General features: G+C 65.3%; 14 protein-coding genes. 10 read left to right on the top strand and 4 right to left on the bottom strand.

Annotation, left to right across the window (positions count from 1 at the left end; all coding sequences use genetic code 11):
• Positions 1-134 precede the first annotated feature (134 nt).
• The 6 genes from JQK15_RS23330 to JQK15_RS23305 all read left to right on the top strand — a co-directional run bounded on the left by JQK15_RS23330 (position 135) and on the right by JQK15_RS23305 (position 8,806).
• On the top strand, positions 135-305 hold the full coding sequence (locus JQK15_RS23330) for a hypothetical protein (RefSeq protein ID WP_155276487.1): 171 nt from the start codon (positions 135-137) through the stop codon (positions 303-305).
• 186 nt (positions 306-491) lie between these two features.
• A complete protein-coding gene (locus JQK15_RS23325; protein ID WP_214868483.1) occupies positions 492-2,321 on the top strand; it encodes a flavin-containing monooxygenase in 1,830 nt (609 codons plus the stop codon).
• 167 nt (positions 2,322-2,488) lie between these two features.
• On the top strand, positions 2,489-3,865 hold the full coding sequence (locus JQK15_RS23320; protein WP_159367384.1) for an aromatic ring-hydroxylating oxygenase subunit alpha: 1,377 nt from the start codon (positions 2,489-2,491) through the stop codon (positions 3,863-3,865).
• On the top strand, positions 3,862-5,646 hold the full coding sequence (locus JQK15_RS23315; protein WP_214868481.1) for a thiamine pyrophosphate-binding protein: 1,785 nt from the start codon (positions 3,862-3,864) through the stop codon (positions 5,644-5,646). The genes JQK15_RS23320 and JQK15_RS23315 overlap by 4 nt, the downstream gene beginning before the upstream one ends.
• A gap of 144 nt (positions 5,647-5,790) precedes the next feature.
• Positions 5,791-7,206, top strand: a complete 1,416-nt coding sequence (locus JQK15_RS23310; RefSeq protein WP_214868479.1) for an aldehyde dehydrogenase family protein — start codon at positions 5,791-5,793, stop codon at positions 7,204-7,206.
• A 1-nt stretch (position 7,207) separates the two neighbouring features.
• Entirely contained in the window at positions 7,208-8,806 is a 1,599-nt protein-coding gene (locus tag JQK15_RS23305) for a Vgb family protein (RefSeq protein ID WP_214868477.1), read from the top strand.
• On the opposite strand, the gene JQK15_RS23300 is transcribed toward JQK15_RS23305, so the two are convergent.
• Entirely contained in the window at positions 8,792-9,625 is an 834-nt protein-coding gene (locus tag JQK15_RS23300; protein ID WP_214868475.1) for an IclR family transcriptional regulator, read from the bottom strand. The genes JQK15_RS23305 and JQK15_RS23300 overlap by 15 nt on opposite strands.
• A gap of 155 nt (positions 9,626-9,780) precedes the next feature.
• Here JQK15_RS23300 and JQK15_RS23295 point away from each other — a divergent pair, with 155 nt between their 5' ends.
• The 4 genes from JQK15_RS23295 to JQK15_RS23280 all read left to right on the top strand — a co-directional run bounded on the left by JQK15_RS23295 (position 9,781) and on the right by JQK15_RS23280 (position 14,817).
• On the top strand, positions 9,781-11,364 hold the full coding sequence (locus JQK15_RS23295) for an acetate--CoA ligase (protein WP_502956873.1): 1,584 nt from the start codon (positions 9,781-9,783) through the stop codon (positions 11,362-11,364).
• A 16-nt stretch (positions 11,365-11,380) separates the two neighbouring features.
• Positions 11,381-12,529 (top strand): FAS1-like dehydratase domain-containing protein, encoded by a 1,149-nt coding sequence (locus JQK15_RS23290; protein WP_048939197.1) that lies wholly within the window; start codon positions 11,381-11,383, stop codon positions 12,527-12,529.
• Between the two features lie 69 nt (positions 12,530-12,598).
• Positions 12,599-13,816, top strand: coding sequence for a CaiB/BaiF CoA transferase family protein (locus JQK15_RS23285; protein WP_251007998.1), 1,218 nt, complete (start codon positions 12,599-12,601; stop codon positions 13,814-13,816).
• 83 nt (positions 13,817-13,899) lie between these two features.
• Positions 13,900-14,817, top strand: coding sequence for an SDR family NAD(P)-dependent oxidoreductase (locus JQK15_RS23280; protein ID WP_214868469.1), 918 nt, complete (start codon positions 13,900-13,902; stop codon positions 14,815-14,817).
• Between the two features lie 4 nt (positions 14,818-14,821).
• Here the strand turns inward: JQK15_RS23280 and JQK15_RS23275 are convergent, their stop codons facing one another.
• From JQK15_RS23275 to JQK15_RS23265, 3 genes are all read right to left on the bottom strand, one after another.
• The gene (locus JQK15_RS23275) at positions 14,822-15,229 is read right to left on the bottom strand and encodes a nuclear transport factor 2 family protein (RefSeq protein WP_214868467.1); all 408 of its coding nucleotides are present in this window, start codon (positions 15,227-15,229) and stop codon (positions 14,822-14,824) included.
• Between the two features lie 4 nt (positions 15,230-15,233).
• Entirely contained in the window at positions 15,234-16,397 is a 1,164-nt protein-coding gene (locus JQK15_RS23270) for a sulfotransferase family protein (protein WP_214868465.1), read from the bottom strand.
• Between the two features lie 20 nt (positions 16,398-16,417).
• Positions 16,418-16,969 (bottom strand): inositol monophosphatase family protein (locus JQK15_RS23265; protein ID WP_214868463.1); only part of this gene is annotated, 552 nt, incomplete at its 5' end.

Genomic DNA, 16,969 nt, shown 5'->3' with positions numbered 1-16,969 from the left:
CGATCGACCGGTTGCCGTTGCAAGGCGCGCAACCGGTCGATGGCGTTTCGTGCAACTGGCCTTGGCGCCTTTGCATTTGCGAAAAAAGCCGGGGAGGACCAGATGAACCTCGATGCTGCGACGCAGCAATATTCTTGTCCGAGGTTCTTATGTTTTCGCTCATCTCGCTCTATTTCGCCTATCGCCGGGACGTCGTCACCGCCGAGCGTTATATCGCCGCGCTGACCCCCGCTGCCGAGCCGGTTTCGGCCGACGTCGTGACCTTCCCGGTCGCCAAGGAAGAAAAGCTGGCCCGCGCCGCCTGATCGGCGCGCTAGCTGACGACTGACCACCTCTCCCGCTGACTGCCCATTTTCAGGGCAGCGCCGCGGCCAGAAGGCCGCCAAGGGATCGCCACAGCGCTAACAGCGCCGGCCCGCCGCTACGCCATTGCAAGTCAACATATGTGTTGATTAACAAAATGGCGAGAACAGCGATCCCCAGGAGAGGTCATGACCTGCAAGCCGACGCAGACGCCTGCGGCTGACACATTCGATATCCCGACCCTGCGCGAGAAATATCGCGCCGAGCGCGACAAGCGGATGCGCGCCGACCGGGAAGGCCAATATCAGCCGACCACCGACGACACGACGCACAGCTATGACGTCGACCCGCATATGCCGGTCGTCGCGCGCGACCCGATCGTCGAGGAACTGGATGTCGTCGTGCTGGGCGCCGGCTTCGCCGGCCTGCTCGCCGGCTATCATCTGACCAAGCAGGGCGTCACCAATTTCCGCAACATCGACCATGGCGGCGATTTCGGCGGCGTCTGGTACTGGAATCGCTATCCCGGCATCCAGTGCGACAATGACGCCTATTGCTATCTGCCGCTGCTGGAAGAAACCGGCTTCATGCCGTCGAAGAAATTCGCCGACGGCGCGGAGATCCAGGCCTATTGCCGCCAGATCGCCGAAAGCTTCGGTTTCGCCGACAAGGCGCTGTTCCACACCCTCATCACCTCGCTGAAATGGGACGAGACGATCCAGCGCTGGCGCGTCGGCACCAGTCGGGGCGACGAACTGCTGGCCCGCTTCGTGGTGATGGGTTGCGGCGTGCTCAACATGCCCAAGCTGCCCGGCATCGCCGGCATCAACAGCTTCAAGGGCAAGATCTTCCACACCGCCCGCTGGGACTATGACTATAGCGGCGGCAGCTATGCCAATCCGGTGCTCGACAAGCTGGCCGACAAGCGCGTCGCCATCATCGGCACCGGCGCGACTGCGATCCAGGCGGTGCCCTATCTTGGCCGCTACGCCAAGCAGCTCTATGTCATCCAGCGCACGCCATCGACCGTGGACGAACGGCCCAATCCGGCGACCGACGCTGACTGGGCGGCATCGCTGCAGCCCGGTTGGCAGGCCGATCGCCAGGCCAATTTCCACCGCGCCGCGATGGAATCCTTCGCGCCGGGCGAGCCGGACCTGATCTGCGACATCTGGACCGAGATCGCCCGCAACCTGTCGGCCGAACTGGAAGCCGAAGGCTGGCCGGAAATGTCGATCGAGCAGTTCATGGCCAAGCGCGAGCTGGTCGATTATCGCGTGATGGAGCGGCTGCGCGCCCGCGTCGACGAGATGGTCGATGACAAGGCGACGGCCGAGGCCCTGAAGCCCTGGTATCGCTTCCTGTGCAAGCGCCCGCTGTCGAGCAACGAGTTCTACCCGACTTTCAACCGGCCCAATGTCACGCTGATCGACGTTGCCGACAGCAAGGGGCTGGAGAAGATCACCGAGAAGGGCTTCGTGTCGGGCGGCGTCGAATATGAGGTCGACTGCATCATCTTCGCCAGCGGCTTCGAGGTGACGAGCGAGCTGAAGCGCCGCTGGGGCATCGACGCGGTCGAGGGGCGCGATGGCCTGTCCATCTACGATCATTGGGCCAATGGCCCGCGCACCCTGCACGGCACCATGACCCATGGTTTCCCCAACCAGTTCTTCATCGGCTATATCCAGGGCGGCCTCAACGCCAGCGTGACCGAACAGTTCGGCCGCCAGGCGGAGCATATCGCCCATATCATCCATGCGGTGATGGATAAGGGCGCCAAGGTGGTCGAGACCACCCTGCAGGGGCAGGAGGATTATGTCCGCCATTTCGAGGAAATGGAAATCGACATGACCGCATTCCAGCAGGAATGCACCCCCAGCTATTTCACCAATGAGGGCCAGGTGAAGGCGCCCTGGGCGCTGTTCCGCAGCTATGGGCCGGGCTGGGGCGCCTTCCAGAAACTGGTGCAGGACTGGCGCGCGAAGGGCGATCTCGACGGCATGGAATTGCGGTCCTGAGCCATGGGTCGGATCGCCCCGGGGATGGTTCGTAGCGGTCGCCGCTCTTCCCTTGGGGCGCTCCCGCCAGTTGCGATAGGCAGGTTGAAAATATTGTCCTTGCGGACCCGGCGAGCGGACTCGCGGGCCGTACCCATCGGGCAACGCGGACGTTGCAGGAGGATGCCATGAGCAAGATCGACAATATCGATGTGGAGGCGCTGGCCAAGCCGCTGACCTACCCGACCGAGGCATTCCTGTCGAAGGACTATGCCCTGGCGGAGAAGGAGAAGCTGTGGCCCCATGTCTGGCAGATGGCGGCGCGGGTCGAGGAACTGCCCGATGTCGGCGACTGGATGACCTACGACATTTGCGATGAGTCGATCATCATCGTGCGGACCGCGCCCGATACGTTGCGCGCCTTCTTCAATGTCTGTCCGCATCGCGGCCGCCAGCTGGTCGACGTGCCCAAGGACGTGCATTCGGTGCGTGGCAAGAACCGGCGCAGCTTCGTCTGCGGCTTCCATGGCTGGACCTTCGATACCGAGGGCAACAACACCTATATTCTCGACCCGCAGGACTGGCAGGGCGCGCTCAATGCCGAATGCACCCGCCTGTCGGACGTCAAGATCGACACATGGGGCGGCTGGATCTGGATCCATATGGACCTCAATGCCGAGCCGCTGATCGATTTCCTGGGCGATGCCGGCCGGATCCTGTCCTACTTCGAAATGGACAAGATGCGCTACAAATGGCGCAAATGGGTGGTCTATCCGGCCAATTGGAAGACCGCGCTTGAGGCTTTCATGGAGCCTTATCATGTCGCGGGCACCCATACCCAGCTGCTCGATTATGGCGATTATTACGCATACAGCGCGGCCTATGGCCTGCATGGGGTGAGCGGTTTCGACCAGCGCGACCCGGCCTTCCAGATGAGCCAGAGCAGCAGCGTCACCCGCGCGGGCAAGGGCGACGATCCGCGCCGCTCCACCTATGAGCTGATCCGCGAAAATTACGAGACGCTGAACTATGCCGCCTCGACCGAGACTTTGGTCAATGCGGCGAGCCGGCTGGTCGACGAACTGCCCGAGGGCACGGCGGCGGGCGACGTGATCGCCCATTGGCTGAAATCCGCCAAGGCCGACGATGCCGCGCGCGGCGTCATCTGGCCGGAAATCCCGCCCGAGGTGATGGCCGAGGCGGGGCTTGCCTGGCACGTCTTTCCCAACATGTCGGTGCTGCAGGGGATCACCTTCGCCCTTTGCTACCGCACCCGTCCCTATGGCGACGATCCCGACATGTGCATCTTTGAATCCTACGCGATCGAGCGCTTTCCCGAAGGTGAAGTGCCGGCGACCGAGTGGGAAGAGACGGAGGCCACGGCCGAGGGCTGGGGCGCCGTCCTCGCCCAGGATTTCTCGAACATGGAGTGGGTGCAGAAGGGCATGAAGTCGCGCGGTTTCCGCGGGCCGCTGCCCAACCCCCACCAGGAACGCAAGATCACCAATTTCCACCGCAACCTAGCCACGTACATGGGTACGGGCGCACCGAGGTTACTCAAATGAGCTATGACGATCCCAAGCCCGCCGTCAACGTGAACGCCACCGACAAGAAGGGCACGCCGGTCTACAAGCGGATGCTGGACCTGTTCGAGGCCGAAGGCATCAACACGCTGTTCGGCATTCCCGACCCCAATTTCGTCCACATGTTCCTGGAGGCCGAACGGCGCGGCTGGACCGTGGTTGCGCCCCATCATGAGGCCGCTGCCGGCTTCATGGCCGAGGCCGCGTCGCGCATCACCGGCAAGCCGGCCGTCGCGATCGGCACGCTGGGGCCGGGCATCGCCAATATGGCGCCCGCCATCCAGTGCGCGCTGGTCGAAAATTCGCCGGTCATCTTCCTGTCGGGCCAGCGCGCCCGCGTCACCGAACAGCGCGTCCGTCGCGGCCGCATCCAGTTCGTCAAGCAGATGCCCCTGTTCGAGAATAGCGTCAAATATGCTGCCTCGATCGAATATGCCGACCAGACCGACGAGGTCGTGCGCGAGGGCATCCGCAAGGCAATGGGCGGCACTCCCGGCCCGGTCTATATCGAATATCCCAGCCACATCATCCTGGAGGAGCTGGACCTTCCCGCGCCACTGGCGCCCGATCGTTATCGTCTGGTCAACCAGGGCGCCGACATCGACCGGGTCAAGGAAGCGGCCGACCTGATCCGCGCGGCCAAGAACCCGATCCTGCTGGTCGGCCATGCCGTCCACACCTCGCGCTCCGGCGCGGCGGTGAAGGAACTGGCGGACCTCATGAACTGCCCGGTGATCCAGACTTCGGGCGGCACCAGCTATATCAAGGGGCTGGAAGATCGCACTTTCCAGTACGTCTTCTCCAAGGCGTCGATCGAGGCGGTCACGGAATCGGATCTGGTGCTGGCGCTGGGCACCGAACTGGGCGAGCCGGTCCATTTCGGCAAATGGCGCTACTGGATGAAGAATGAAGCGATCCGCAAATGGATCTATGTCGAGCAGGATCCCGCTGCGATCGGCGTCAACCGCCCGATCGACGTGCCGCTGGTCGGCGATCTGCGCGGCGTCGTGCCGCAGCTGGTCGAGGCGCTGAAGGACACGCCGCGCGCCCCTGCGCCGATGCTGGAAGCCTTCATGCGCGACGGTCAGGCGGAACTGGACGAGCTGGCGGCGGAATCGCGCACCAAGAGCGACGGCACCGGCGACCTGCCGATCCATCCCGCCCGTCTGGCGGTGGAAGCGACCGAGGCCTTCCCCAAGGACGGCATCCTGATCCGCGACGGCGGCGCCGGCGTGATCTTCCAGTGGACCTATTCGCAGTGCAAGCCGAACGACGTCATCTGGAACCAGAATTTCGGCCATATCGGCACCGGCATTCCCTACGCTACCGGCGCGATGCTGGCGGACAAGGCGGCCACTGGCGTCAGCCGTCCGGGCCTGTTGCTGACCTCCGACAGCAGTTTCATGTTCCATATCGCCGAACTGGAAGTGGCGGTGCGCACCAAGCTGCCGCTGGTCTGTGTCGTCGGCGTGGATAATCAGTGGGGCCTGGAAGTGGGCGTCTACAAGCGCACCTTCGGCCAGGGCACGGAAGAAACCGGCACCCATTGGAGCAAGGACGTCCGCTTCGACAAGATCGGTGAGGGCTTTGGCTGCCACGGCGAATATGTGACCAAGGCAGAGGACATCAAGCCGGCGATCGCGCGCGCCTATGCCAGCGGCAAGCCGGGCGTCGTCCATGTCGTGATCGATCCCAAGGCCAATTCGGAAGAAATGCCGAAATATGCCGAATTCCGCACCTGGTATGCCGAAGGCACCCAGTAAAACGCCCTACCTCCCCAGATAAGGGGAGGGGGACCGCCGCAGGCGGTGGAGGGGTGTCACCCTGGTGGGCACACCCCTCCGTCTGGCCTTTGGCCAGCCACCTCCCCTTCCGGGGGAGGATTTTGGAGAGGATGGGACATCGACATGCGCGACTATCGGAACTTCTATATCGACGGCCAGTGGGTCGCCCCGGTCGAACCGAAGACCGCGGATGTCATCAACCCGGCGACCGAGGCGGTTGCGGGTACCATCTCGCTCGGCGGTGTCGCCGACGTGAACAAGGCGGTCGCCGCCGCCCGCAAAGCCTTTGCTAGCTGGTCGCAGACCACACGCGAACAGCGGCTCGACCTGCTGCTCGCCATCCAGGCCGAATATGCGCGGCGCCAGACCGAACTGGGCGATGCGATCATCGAGGAAATGGGCGCGCCGTCCTCGCTCGCCCATGGCTTCCATGTCGGGCTGGGGGCGGGGCATCTGCAGACCGCGATCGAGGTGCTGCGCGAATTCAAGTTCGACGAGCCGCATGGCGCGACGATGATCGCGCGCGAGCCGATCGGCGTCTGCGCGCTCATCACGCCGTGGAACTGGCCGATGAACCAGACCTGCGTGAAGATTTTCCCGGCGCTGGCGACCGGCTGCACCATGATCCTGAAGCCGCCACAACTCGCGCCCTTCTCGGCCCAGATCCTGGCCGAGATTCTCGACACGGCGGGCGTGCCGGCGGGCGTGTTCAACATGGTGCAGGGCAGCGGCAGCGTGATTGGCACGGCGCTTTCCACCCATGAGGATGTCGACATGGTGTCCTTCACCGGGTCGGAGCCGGTCGGCGTCCAGATCCAGAAGGATGCCGCGACCACGATCAAGCGGGTCGGGCTGGAACTGGGCGGCAAGAGCGCTTTCATCGTGCTGGACGATGACGCGCTGGCCGCCAATGTCGCCGGCGCGACCGGAGGCATGATGGGCAATTCGGGCCAGACCTGCAGCGCGGGATCGCGCTTGCTGGTGCCCGCGTCGCGCATGGACGAGGTGATCGCGGCGGCCAAGGGCGCGGCGGACGCAGTGACGGTCGGTGATCCGACCGGCAATGTCGCCATGGGTCCGGTCGTGTCGAAGAGCCAGTACAACATCATCCAGGACTATATCCGCAAAGGCCTGGACGAGGGCGCGACCCTGATCGCCGGTGGCGCCGGTCGCCCGGACGGGATCGACAAGGGCTGGTTCGTGAAGCCGACGGTGTTCGTCGGCACCAACAACATGGTGATCGCGCGCGAGGAGATATTCGGCCCGGTGCTGGTGATCATCGGCTATGACGATATCGACCATGCGGTCGAGATCGCCAATGACAGCAATTTCGGCCTTGCCGGCTATGTCAGCGGCACCGATGTCGACCAGTGCCGCGCCGTTGCCCGGCGGATGCGCACCGGCTGGATCAGCATCAATGGCGGCTTCGATTTCCACGCCCCCTTTGGCGGTTACAAGCGCAGCGGCAATGGCCGCGAATGGGGCGAGCATGGCTTCCTCGAATATCTCGAAGTGAAGTCGCTGCTGGGCTACGCCTGAGATGGCGGTCCAGTCCGGGCGCTATGGCGCCGCCAGTGCTGCGGTCGCTGCCGAGGGCTGGACCCTCGCGCGGCTGACCCCGCCCAGTCGCCTGCACGGCGCCAATGGTCTGGCCACCGGGCCGGACGGGCGCCTCTATGTCGCGCAGGTTGGCGGTAGCCAGGTCAGCGCGATCGATGTCGAAAGCGGCGCGATCGAGACGATCAGCGCGATGGGCGGCGCCATCGTCGCGCCTGACGATCTGGTGTTCGACGATGCCGGCAACCTCTATCTGACCGAGATTACCGAGGGCCGGGTCGCGATGCGCACGCCATCGGGCGACGTGCGGGTGGTGCGCGGCGACATTCCGGTCGCCAATCCGATCACCTGGCATCAGGGCCGGCTGATTGCGGGCGAATGCCGCATCGGTGCGCGGATCATGGAACTGAACCTGGATGGGGGCGAGCCGCGCATCATCCTCGACAATATCCCGATGGCCAACGCCTTTCAGGTCGGGCCGGACGGCAAACTCTATTTCCCGGTGATGGGCGCCAACGAGATTTGGCGGGTGGACCTGAATGGTGGTGCGCCCGAAGTGGTGGCCGGCGATCTGGGCGTGCCGGATTCGGTGAAGTTCGACAGCAAGGGGCGGATCGTCACGACCCAGGTGGCCAGCGGGCAGGTGCTGCGGCTCGACCTGGTGAGCGGCACGCGCGAGGTGCTGGCCGATCTTGGCCCCGGCCTCGACAATGTCAGCTTCATCGGCGACCGCATCTTCGTGTCGAGCATTCCGGGCGAGATCACCGAATTGCTGGGCGATGGCAAGGTCCGCTCCGTCGTGCCGCGCGCACTGCAATGGCCGCTGGGTCTCGCCATGGGCGCGGACGGCGCGCTGTTCGTCGCCGATGGCACCTTCGGATATACGCTGCGAGCTGGCGCGGCGCTGACCCTGGCCGGCATGATCTTCTACCCCGGCTGTCCCGGCTATATGCGCGGTGTCGCTGCGGGCGCGCAGGCGGGCGAATGGATCATCAGCACCGGCTTGGGAGCGGTGGCGCGCTATCGGCCGGGGCAAGGGGAAAGCGATTTCCTCGCCACCGGCCTCGACCAGTTGATGGGTGTGGCGGTCGCTCCGGGCGGCGCGGTAGTGATTGCCGAATATGGCACCGGCCGGCTGCTCTCGATCGAGAATGGCGCGGTCAGCGAACTCGCGACCGGACTCGACAAGCCGATGGGCGTCGCGCTGGCGCCGGACGGGACAGCCTATGTTGCCGAGACCGGAGCGGGGCGCGTGCTGCGCATCGCGGGCGGCCGCAGCGAGACGATCATCGATGGTCTCGGCCGACCGGAAGGGCTGGCGATCCATGATGGGAAGCTGTTCGTCGTCGATACGCGGGCCAAGACATTGGTCGCCACCGACCTGTCGGGCGGCGCGCGTGAGACGATCGCCAGCGCCCTGCCGGTCGGCGCGCCCGCCGGCATAACGCCCAAATTCCTGGGCCCGATCGGCGACATGGCCGGGCCGATGATCAATTTCGCCGATGTGACGGCGGGACCGGACGGCAAGCTCTATGTGTCGGGCGACGCCGAAGGGAGCGTGCTGGCGCTACGCCGCCGGTAGGGGCCGCTCTCCGCTCAACTGGTGGCTGAGCGCGTCCGCCGCCTCGACCAGCGCCTGTTGCAATGCGCCCAGCCCCTCGCGCTGCAGCGCGGCGCCGATGCCGATCGCGACCAGCGCATGGACCGGGCGGCCCGCGCCTTTCCACACCGGGGCGGAGACGACGGTGACGCCGGCAATATATTGGCCCTCGTCCACCGCGAAGCCCTGCGCGCGGGTCTGGCGCAATTGTTCCATCCAGTCGGCGAAGGGCGGCGGATCGTCCCAGCGCAGCGTGTCGAACCGCGCCTTCAATTCCTTCTCGCCATAATCGCCAAAGGCGGCGATGCAGCGGCCGGTGGCGCTGATGAGAGCGGGAAAGCGGCTGCCGACCTGGGCGCTCAGCTGAAAGCCGCTGCCCGACTGCGCCATGGCGACGACGATCATATGATCGAGGCCCACCGCCTGCACCCCCAGCATGGTGAGGCCGAAGCGCTGGGCCAGCCGATCCAGCACCGGTTGGGCAAGGTCGTTGAAGGCGTCGCGGCGCAGCCAGTTGCGGGCCAGGGTTAGCACGCCGGCCTGCAGCGCATAGCGTTTGGTATCGGGATCGAAGGCGACCAGTTCCTCCTCCACCAGCGCGCGCAGCACATAGAGGCAGGTGCTGGGCACCAGCCCCAGTTCCTTGGCGATCGCCTGCACGCCGAGCGGCCGGTCGCTCTTGCCCAGCAGGCGCAGGATCGCGGCGGCGCGGGAGATGGCGGGTGCCTTGCTCTCCTGCACGGCCTTGGCGACCTTGCGGACGGTGGAGGGCGGGCGGGGCGTCGTGCGGCTGTCGGTCATGGCGTCATCCTATCGCGACACCGATGGCCTGTCATTCGAAATATAGAACATCATTCACCATTTACAACAAATGAGTCGCTGTGACATCGCTTGTGGCAAGCAGCGACGGGATTTCGGCCCGTTCGCCCGGTTGAATGCCGGACCGATGGGATGGGATGATGGCGAAGCTAACCGACTATCGCAGCTATGCCGATGCACAGGCGCATGCGACCTCAGCCGCGCTGTGGGATCTGTTCGACGGCGACCGCGAAGACCTCAACATCGCCCATGAATGCATCACCCGCCATGCCGACGGATCGGGCCGTGCCGCCGTGCGCATCGCCCATGCGGCCAATGGTGATGATGGCGGCCGCGACGAGATACTGAGCTTCGATGCGATCGCGGCAGGCGCCGCGCGCTTCGCCCATTGGCTGGACGCCGAGGGCATTCAGCCGGGCGAACGCATCGCCTTCATGCTGGAGCCTTCGCTGCCCTTCTATGTCTGCCTGTTCGGGGCGATGCAGACCGGCGCGATCTCGGTGCCGCTCTTCACCCTGTTCGGCCCGGATGCGCTGCGGCTGCGGGTCGATGACTGCAAGCCGACCATCCTCATCACCAATGCCGAAAAGGCGGAGCTGGCGCGCAGCATGGACGGCCCGCGCGTGATCGTCGCCGACGACGCATTGCTCGCTGATCTCGGCCGCTTCCCGGCGACTTACAGCCCGAAGACCAAGGCCAATGACCTGGCCGTCTTCCAATATACGTCGGGCACCACGCGCGAACTGCCGGAGGCGGTCAAGCACAGCCACCGCGCGCTGGTGACCCTGATGTTCGCCGCCCTCTACGGCACCGGCATTCGGCCGGGCGACGAGTTTTTCTGCCCCTCCTCGCCGGCCTGGGGTCATGGCCTGTGGCATGGCACGCTGGCGCCGCTGGGGCTGGGCGTGACCACCGGCACCTTTGCCGGCCGGTTCGATCCGGTGCGGCTGATGCAGGCGCTGGATGCCTATGGCATCACCAACATGTCTGCCGCCGCGACCCATTATCGCATGATGAAGAATAGCGGCCGGGCCGCCGACTTCGCCTTCCATTTCGACAAGCTGTCCTACACCGGCGAGCCGATCGACCCGGCGACGCTGGAGTTCATCGACGCCCATTTCAAGGTGCCGGCCTGCTCCATGTACGGCACGACCGAGATCGGCGTGGTGCTGGTCAACTATCCCGGCGCGCAGGATTTCATGGTGAAGCCGGGTTCGCTGGGCAAGGCGGTGCCGGGCCAGAGGCTGGAAGTGCAGCGCCCCGATGGCAGCGCCTGCGATCCCGGCGAGATTGGCGAGCTGATGCTGTGGCGGCGCGACCGGTGGGAGACGACCAAGGATCGGGCGAAGATCGACGGTGACGGCTATTTCTACCATTGCGGCCGCGCCGACGACGTCATCATCTCGGCCGGCTGGACGATGAGCGCGGTCGAGATCGAGAATACGCTGCTCAAGCATGAGGCGGTGCTGGAATGCGCGGTGATCGGCGTGCCCGACGACAAGCGCGGCCAGGTGGTGAAGGCCTTCATCATCCTCAATCGCGACGGCAGCGACGCGCTGGTCCGCGAATTGCAGGACTTCACCCGCGAAAAGCTCGCCCAGCATGAATTCCCCCGCATCGTCGAATTCGTAACCGACCTGCCCAAGACGCCGGCCGGCAAGGTCCACCGCAAGATTTTGAGAGATCGTGAGGCCGCCAAGGCGGTCGAACTCGCCAACTGAAGTCAGGAGAAGAGAGATGGCAACATTGGCCGAAGCGCCCGTGAACAAATTCCCCAAGATCACCGAGGAGGGGCTGGACGACCTGCGCAAGCGCATCGGCGTCAAGATCGAGAATACCGTCGAACCGTGGAATTACGAAGCCACGCGCGACGCGATCCGCCACTATGCGCATGGTATCGGTGACGATAATCCGCTGTGGTGCGATCCGGCCTATGCCGAAAAGACCAAACATGGTTCGCTGGTCGCGCTGCCAAGCTTCCTGTTCACCACCAGCCGCATCATCTCGGGCTATTGCGGTGGCCTGTCGGGCGTCCATGCCATGTGGGCGGGCGCCGACTGGACCTGGCACAAGCCGGTGCTGCGCAACGACACGATCCGCACCGAGGCCTATTTGAAGGATCTGATCGAGCATCAGACCAAGTTCGCCGGTCGCAGCTTCCAGCAGATCTACCATGTCGATTTCTTCAACCAGTCGGGCGACAAGGTGGCTGAAGGCGATAGCTGGGTATTCCGCACCGACCGCGACGAAGCGCGCGAGCGTGGCACGAAGTACACCGAAGCCCGTGGTCGTGTGGAACCCTTCACGGACGAACAGCTGGCCGAGATGTACAAGCTATACGAGAAGGAAGAAATTCGCGGCGCTACGCCCCGTTATTGGGAAGATGTGCAGGTCGGCGACGAGCTGCCGCGCATGATGAAGGGGCCGATGACCGTCACCGGCTTCATCTGCTACGCGCAGGGCTGGGGCGGCCTCTATATCCGCGCCAACAAGCTGGCGTGGAAGATGCAGCAGAAGCATCCCGGCACCGGCATCAAAAACCGCTTCAACGTGCCCGACTGCCCGGAACGCGTCCATTGGGACGAGGCGTTCGCGCTCGAAGTCGGCGCGCCGGGCGCTTATGACTATGGTCCGGAACGCTGCAGCTGGCTGACCCATCAGGTTACCAACTGGATCGGCGACGACGGCTTCCTGCACAAGAGCAAGTGCCAGATCCGCCGCCACAATCCCGATGGCGACGTGATCTTCATCGACGGCAGCGTGATCCGCAAGTTCGAGGAGAACGGCAAGAAATATGTCGAGATCCAGCAGCGCGCGGAAACCCATCGCGGCGAAGTCTCGGCCTTCGGCACCTCGATTGCCGAACTGCCCAGCCGCCCGGCCTGATCCGGGCGCGGCGGGCCGTTCCTTCCCCCCTGGGGAGGATTTGGGATGGGACGGCCCACCGAAAGATGCATGATGGACAGCCACGACAAGAGTGAATGGGCGGGGCCGCTGGCCGGGGTGCGGGTGCTGGATTTCACCCGCGTCCTGGCCGGCCCCTCGGCTGCATTGGCGCTCGCCGATCTGGGCGCGGAGGTGATCAAGGTGGAGCCGCCCGGCAGCGGGGATGACACCCGCAGCTTCCCGCCGCTGCGCGACGGCGAGAGCCATTATTTCCTCAGCGTCAATCGCGGCAAGAAGAGCATCGTGCTCGACCTCAAGGCCCCCGAGGGGCTGGCGATCGCCCGCGACCTGGCGGCCAAGTCCGACATCGTCATCGAAAATTACCGGCCCGGCGTGATGGACCGGCTGGGCCTTGGCTATGAGGCGCTGTCGGCGCTCAACCCCGGCCTCATCTATTGCGCCATTTCCGGTTTCGGCATGACCGGGCCACTCAAGGACCGGCCGTCCTTCGACATCGTGCTCCAGGCCATGTCCGGCGCGCTCAGCGTCAATGGCGAGCCGGGCGGACTGCCGACCAAGCTCGGCATTCCGCTGGGCGATCTGGTCGGCGGCATCAACGGGCCGATCGCTATCCTCGCCGCCCTGCATGAACGCCATGCGACCGGGCGCGGCCGGCTGATCGACATCAGCCTGATGGACGGGATGATCGGCCTGCTCGGCTATCTGGCGCAACTCAGTTTCTTCACCGGGCAGGACCCGGTGCCGCAGGGATCGCAGCACCCCAATCTCGTCCCCTATGGCGTCTTCCCGGCCAGCGACGGGTCGATCGTGATCGCCTGTCTCACCAATCATTTCTGGGGCAAGATCTGCGCCGCGCTGGGGCTGGACGCGCTGGCCGACGATCCGCGCTATGACATGCTCGACAAGAGGCGCGAGCGACGGGCGGAGGTGAATGCCCTGCTGTCGGCGGTGACCCAGACCCGCACCGTGGCCGACCTCGCCGATTTGTTCGCCGCGCACCAGGTGCCGCACGCGCCGATCCTGACCATCAGCGAGGCGCTGGCCCAGCCGCAGACGCTGGCCCGCAACATGGTGGTGGAGACCGAGCATAAGAGTTTGGGCACGATCCCGATCGTCAACCGTCCCTTCCGCTTCCCCGGTGCGGAGCAGCCGGTGCCGAGCGCGCCGCCGGTGCTGGGCGAGCATAGCGATATGGTGTTGGCAGACCTTCTGGGCATGGATGCGCAGACCATCGCCCGCCTGCGCGACGCCGGAATCGTCGCCTGAGCGATCATTTGGCGCCACGCTTGGGACGACGGCACCGCCGCCGCTAAGCTCGCCGCCAATCATCTTCCGGGAGAGAGACTATCATGCTGCGATTTGACGACCGCGTCGCCCTGATCACCGGCGCCGGGCGTGGCCTCGGCCGGGCTTATGCGCTGCTGCTGGCGGCGCGCGGCGCCAAGGTCGTGGTCAATGATCCCGGCGTCAGCATGCAGGGCGAAGGGACCGATGCCGGCCCGGCCCAGTCGGTGGTGGACGAAATCCGCGCCGCCGGGGGCCAGGCGATCGCCTCGACCGACAGCGTCGCCACGCCTGAAGGCGGGCAGGCGATGATCGACCTCGCCCGCGACCATTTCGGCAGCATCGACATCCTCATCCACAATGCCGGGATCGTCCGGCGCGGCGGCCTAGCGGAACTCAGCTATGCCGATTTCGAGACGGTGCTCGACGTTCATTTGCGCGGCGCCTTCCATGTCGTGCGCGCTGCCTTCCCGCATATGTGCGCGGCGAACTATGGCCGCATCGTCCTGACCGGATCGATCAACGGCCTTTATGGCAATGCCGGCGTGGTCAATTACAGCGTCGCCAAGGCCGGGATGATCGGCCTGTCCAACGTCGCCGCGATCGAGGGGGCGGCCCATGGCGTGAAGAGCAACATCATCCTGCCCGGCGCCGTCACGCGCATGGCGGAGGGCCTTGACACCAGCGCCTATCCGCCGATGGATCCGGAGCTGGTCGCACCCGCCGTCGGCTATCTCGCGCATCAGGATTGCGCGGTCAGTGGCGAGATGCTGATCGCCATGGCCGGGCGTGTCGCGCGGGCCTATACGATGGAGACGGTAGGCCTGTTCCAGCCCGACTGGACGATCGAGCAGATTGCCGATCGGCTGGAGGCGATCCGCGATACGCAGGACGCGTTGCTCTTCCCGCCGGTGCCGACCGGCCATCTCGACCATCTACGCTACAGTTTCGCGATGGCCAGCGAGGGCATGAAACAGGGCTGATCGCTCAGCCCTGTTTTGCCGCCATCATCGCCTGGATCAGCGGCTTGATCTGGGCTTCCACCGGCGCCGGGTTGAAATGCTCGGCGACCGACGCGATCCGGCCGTCGCGGATACGCAGCAGGAAGACATAGCGATTGGCGAAGGGCTCGCCATTTACCAGCGTGCCCGCCGATCGCACCTCGGCCGCGACCCGGTCCGCTTCGGCCGTCAGCGAATCGACGGTGAAGCTCAGCCCACCCTGGAACAGCGACCCCAGCATCGCCACGCCGCGCTGATAGGATGCGCGCGGCGCATCGACGCCCGACGTCGTCGTCCAGGCGGTCATGTCCTCGGTCAGCAGTTCGTCCGGCAGTGCCGCCGCCGACAGGGCGGCGAAGAAGCGGCGGGCAAGGTCATGATGGGCCTGCGTCATCGGATCAGGCCTTCACGGGAATCGAGAAGCGGTCGGTATAGGCCTTGAAATGGGCGTGAATCTGCGCCCGATCGAGGCCATAATCGGCCAGGTCATAGCTGTGCTTGCCATGCTTGCCCTGTGGATTGGCGGCCAGCATCGCGCTCATGCCGGCTTCCGCTTCCGCCGTGAACGGCTCGTCGAACCGGGCATAGAGCTTGCGCATCTCGCCGATCGGGTCGCGCAACTGGTCGTCATACTGGATGTCGTGGATCGCATCCTGGCCATGCTTTGCGCGATAGGCCAGCATCCGCTCGATCATCAGGTCGAAGGTGCGCAGCTGCGAGCGGCCGACCTCGACCGGGTCGACATCGGCGCTGAACATCTTGCGCACCTGATAGACGAGGGAGCAGGCCGAACCGACGACATCGGCCGGATCGCGATGGGTCATCACCAGCTGGGCATCGGGATAGACGGTGGTGAGGTCGTCCAGGAACAGCGGATGCCAGGGATTCTTCAGCGTCCAGCGGCCGCCATTTTCCGCCTGCAGCAATTGCAGCAGCCGCTTGTGATAGCGGAAGGCAGGCAAGTAGCTCGTGGCGAACAGCCATTTCTGGTAGCTCGGCACATGCAGCACCGAGTCATAATATTGGGCGCAGAAGGACGGCGCCATGGCGAACTGGCACTCGGTCGGGCTGTCGGCATCCTCATGATGGATGGCCGAGATATGCGGCGCATATTTGAGCGACATGTCGAGCCGCGCCTGTTCCGCGACATAGCGCGGGTCGCTGCTGAGCGTGCCGGCGGCGGCGGGTGGCGCCGAATTGAAGGCTTCCCAGCGCAGGAAGGACCGGCGAGCCGGATCGGCGTTCAGCAGGTTGATCGTCAGGGTCGTGCCGGTGCGCGGCAGGCCAAAGACGAACATCGGCTTCTCGACCGGGGCGTCGAGCAGTTCGGGATGACGGGCGAGCCAGTCCTCGACCTGCAAGCGGTTGGCGAGCGTCGCGGTTAGCTGCTGCGCCCAGCGGCCTTGCGCTGCTTCGGTGAGGTTGGCCTCGCGATTGATCGCGTCGACCAGCACGTCCAGCCCTTCCAATATGGCGTCGTCGCCCAGGTCGGAAAGGCCGGTCTGTTCGCGCGCGGCGGCGACCAGGGCGTCGGCGTCGAGGCCGATGGTGTCGGTGGTCATGATCCTCTTCCCTTCTGTTTTCAGGCGGCCTGCGCCGCGATCTCGGCCAAGGCCCCCAGCACCATGTCGGCATGTTCGTGCCGGCAGATGAGGAGGTCGGGCATGTATGTGTCTTCTTGGTTGTAGATGAGCGGCGATCCGTCGATGCGGGAGGCGTGGAGGCCGTGGGCGAGGGCGACGGCGGCGGGTGCGCAGCTGTCCCATTCATATTGGCCGCCGGCATGGAGATAGATGTCGGCCTGTCCCAGGATCACGGCCATGGCCTTGGCGCCGGCCGATCCCATGGGCACCAGTTCGGCGCCCAGCGCCTCTGCGACCGCGACCGCCTGGGGTGCGGGTCGGGTGCGGGAGACGACCATGCGGAGTTTCTCGGGCGCGGGCGGCACGACACGCGGCTGGTCGGTGCGCAGGACGATGCCGTCTTCATGCCCCGGCAGCGCAACCGCGCCGATGGTCGGCACGCCGTCGATGGCGAGACCGACATGGACGGCCCAGTCGGCGCGTTCCTCGCCATATTCGCGGGTGCCGTCGACCGGGTCGACGATCCACACGCGGCTGTGCTGGAGCCGCGC

The sequence above is a fragment of the Sphingobium sp. BHU LFT2 genome, from assembly GCF_018604485.1.
Taxonomy (GTDB): Bacteria; Pseudomonadota; Alphaproteobacteria; order Sphingomonadales; family Sphingomonadaceae; genus Sphingobium; species Sphingobium yanoikuyae_A.
The sequence above is the reverse complement of the archived record's forward strand: the minus strand, read 5'-3'. Positions and strand labels throughout refer to the sequence as shown.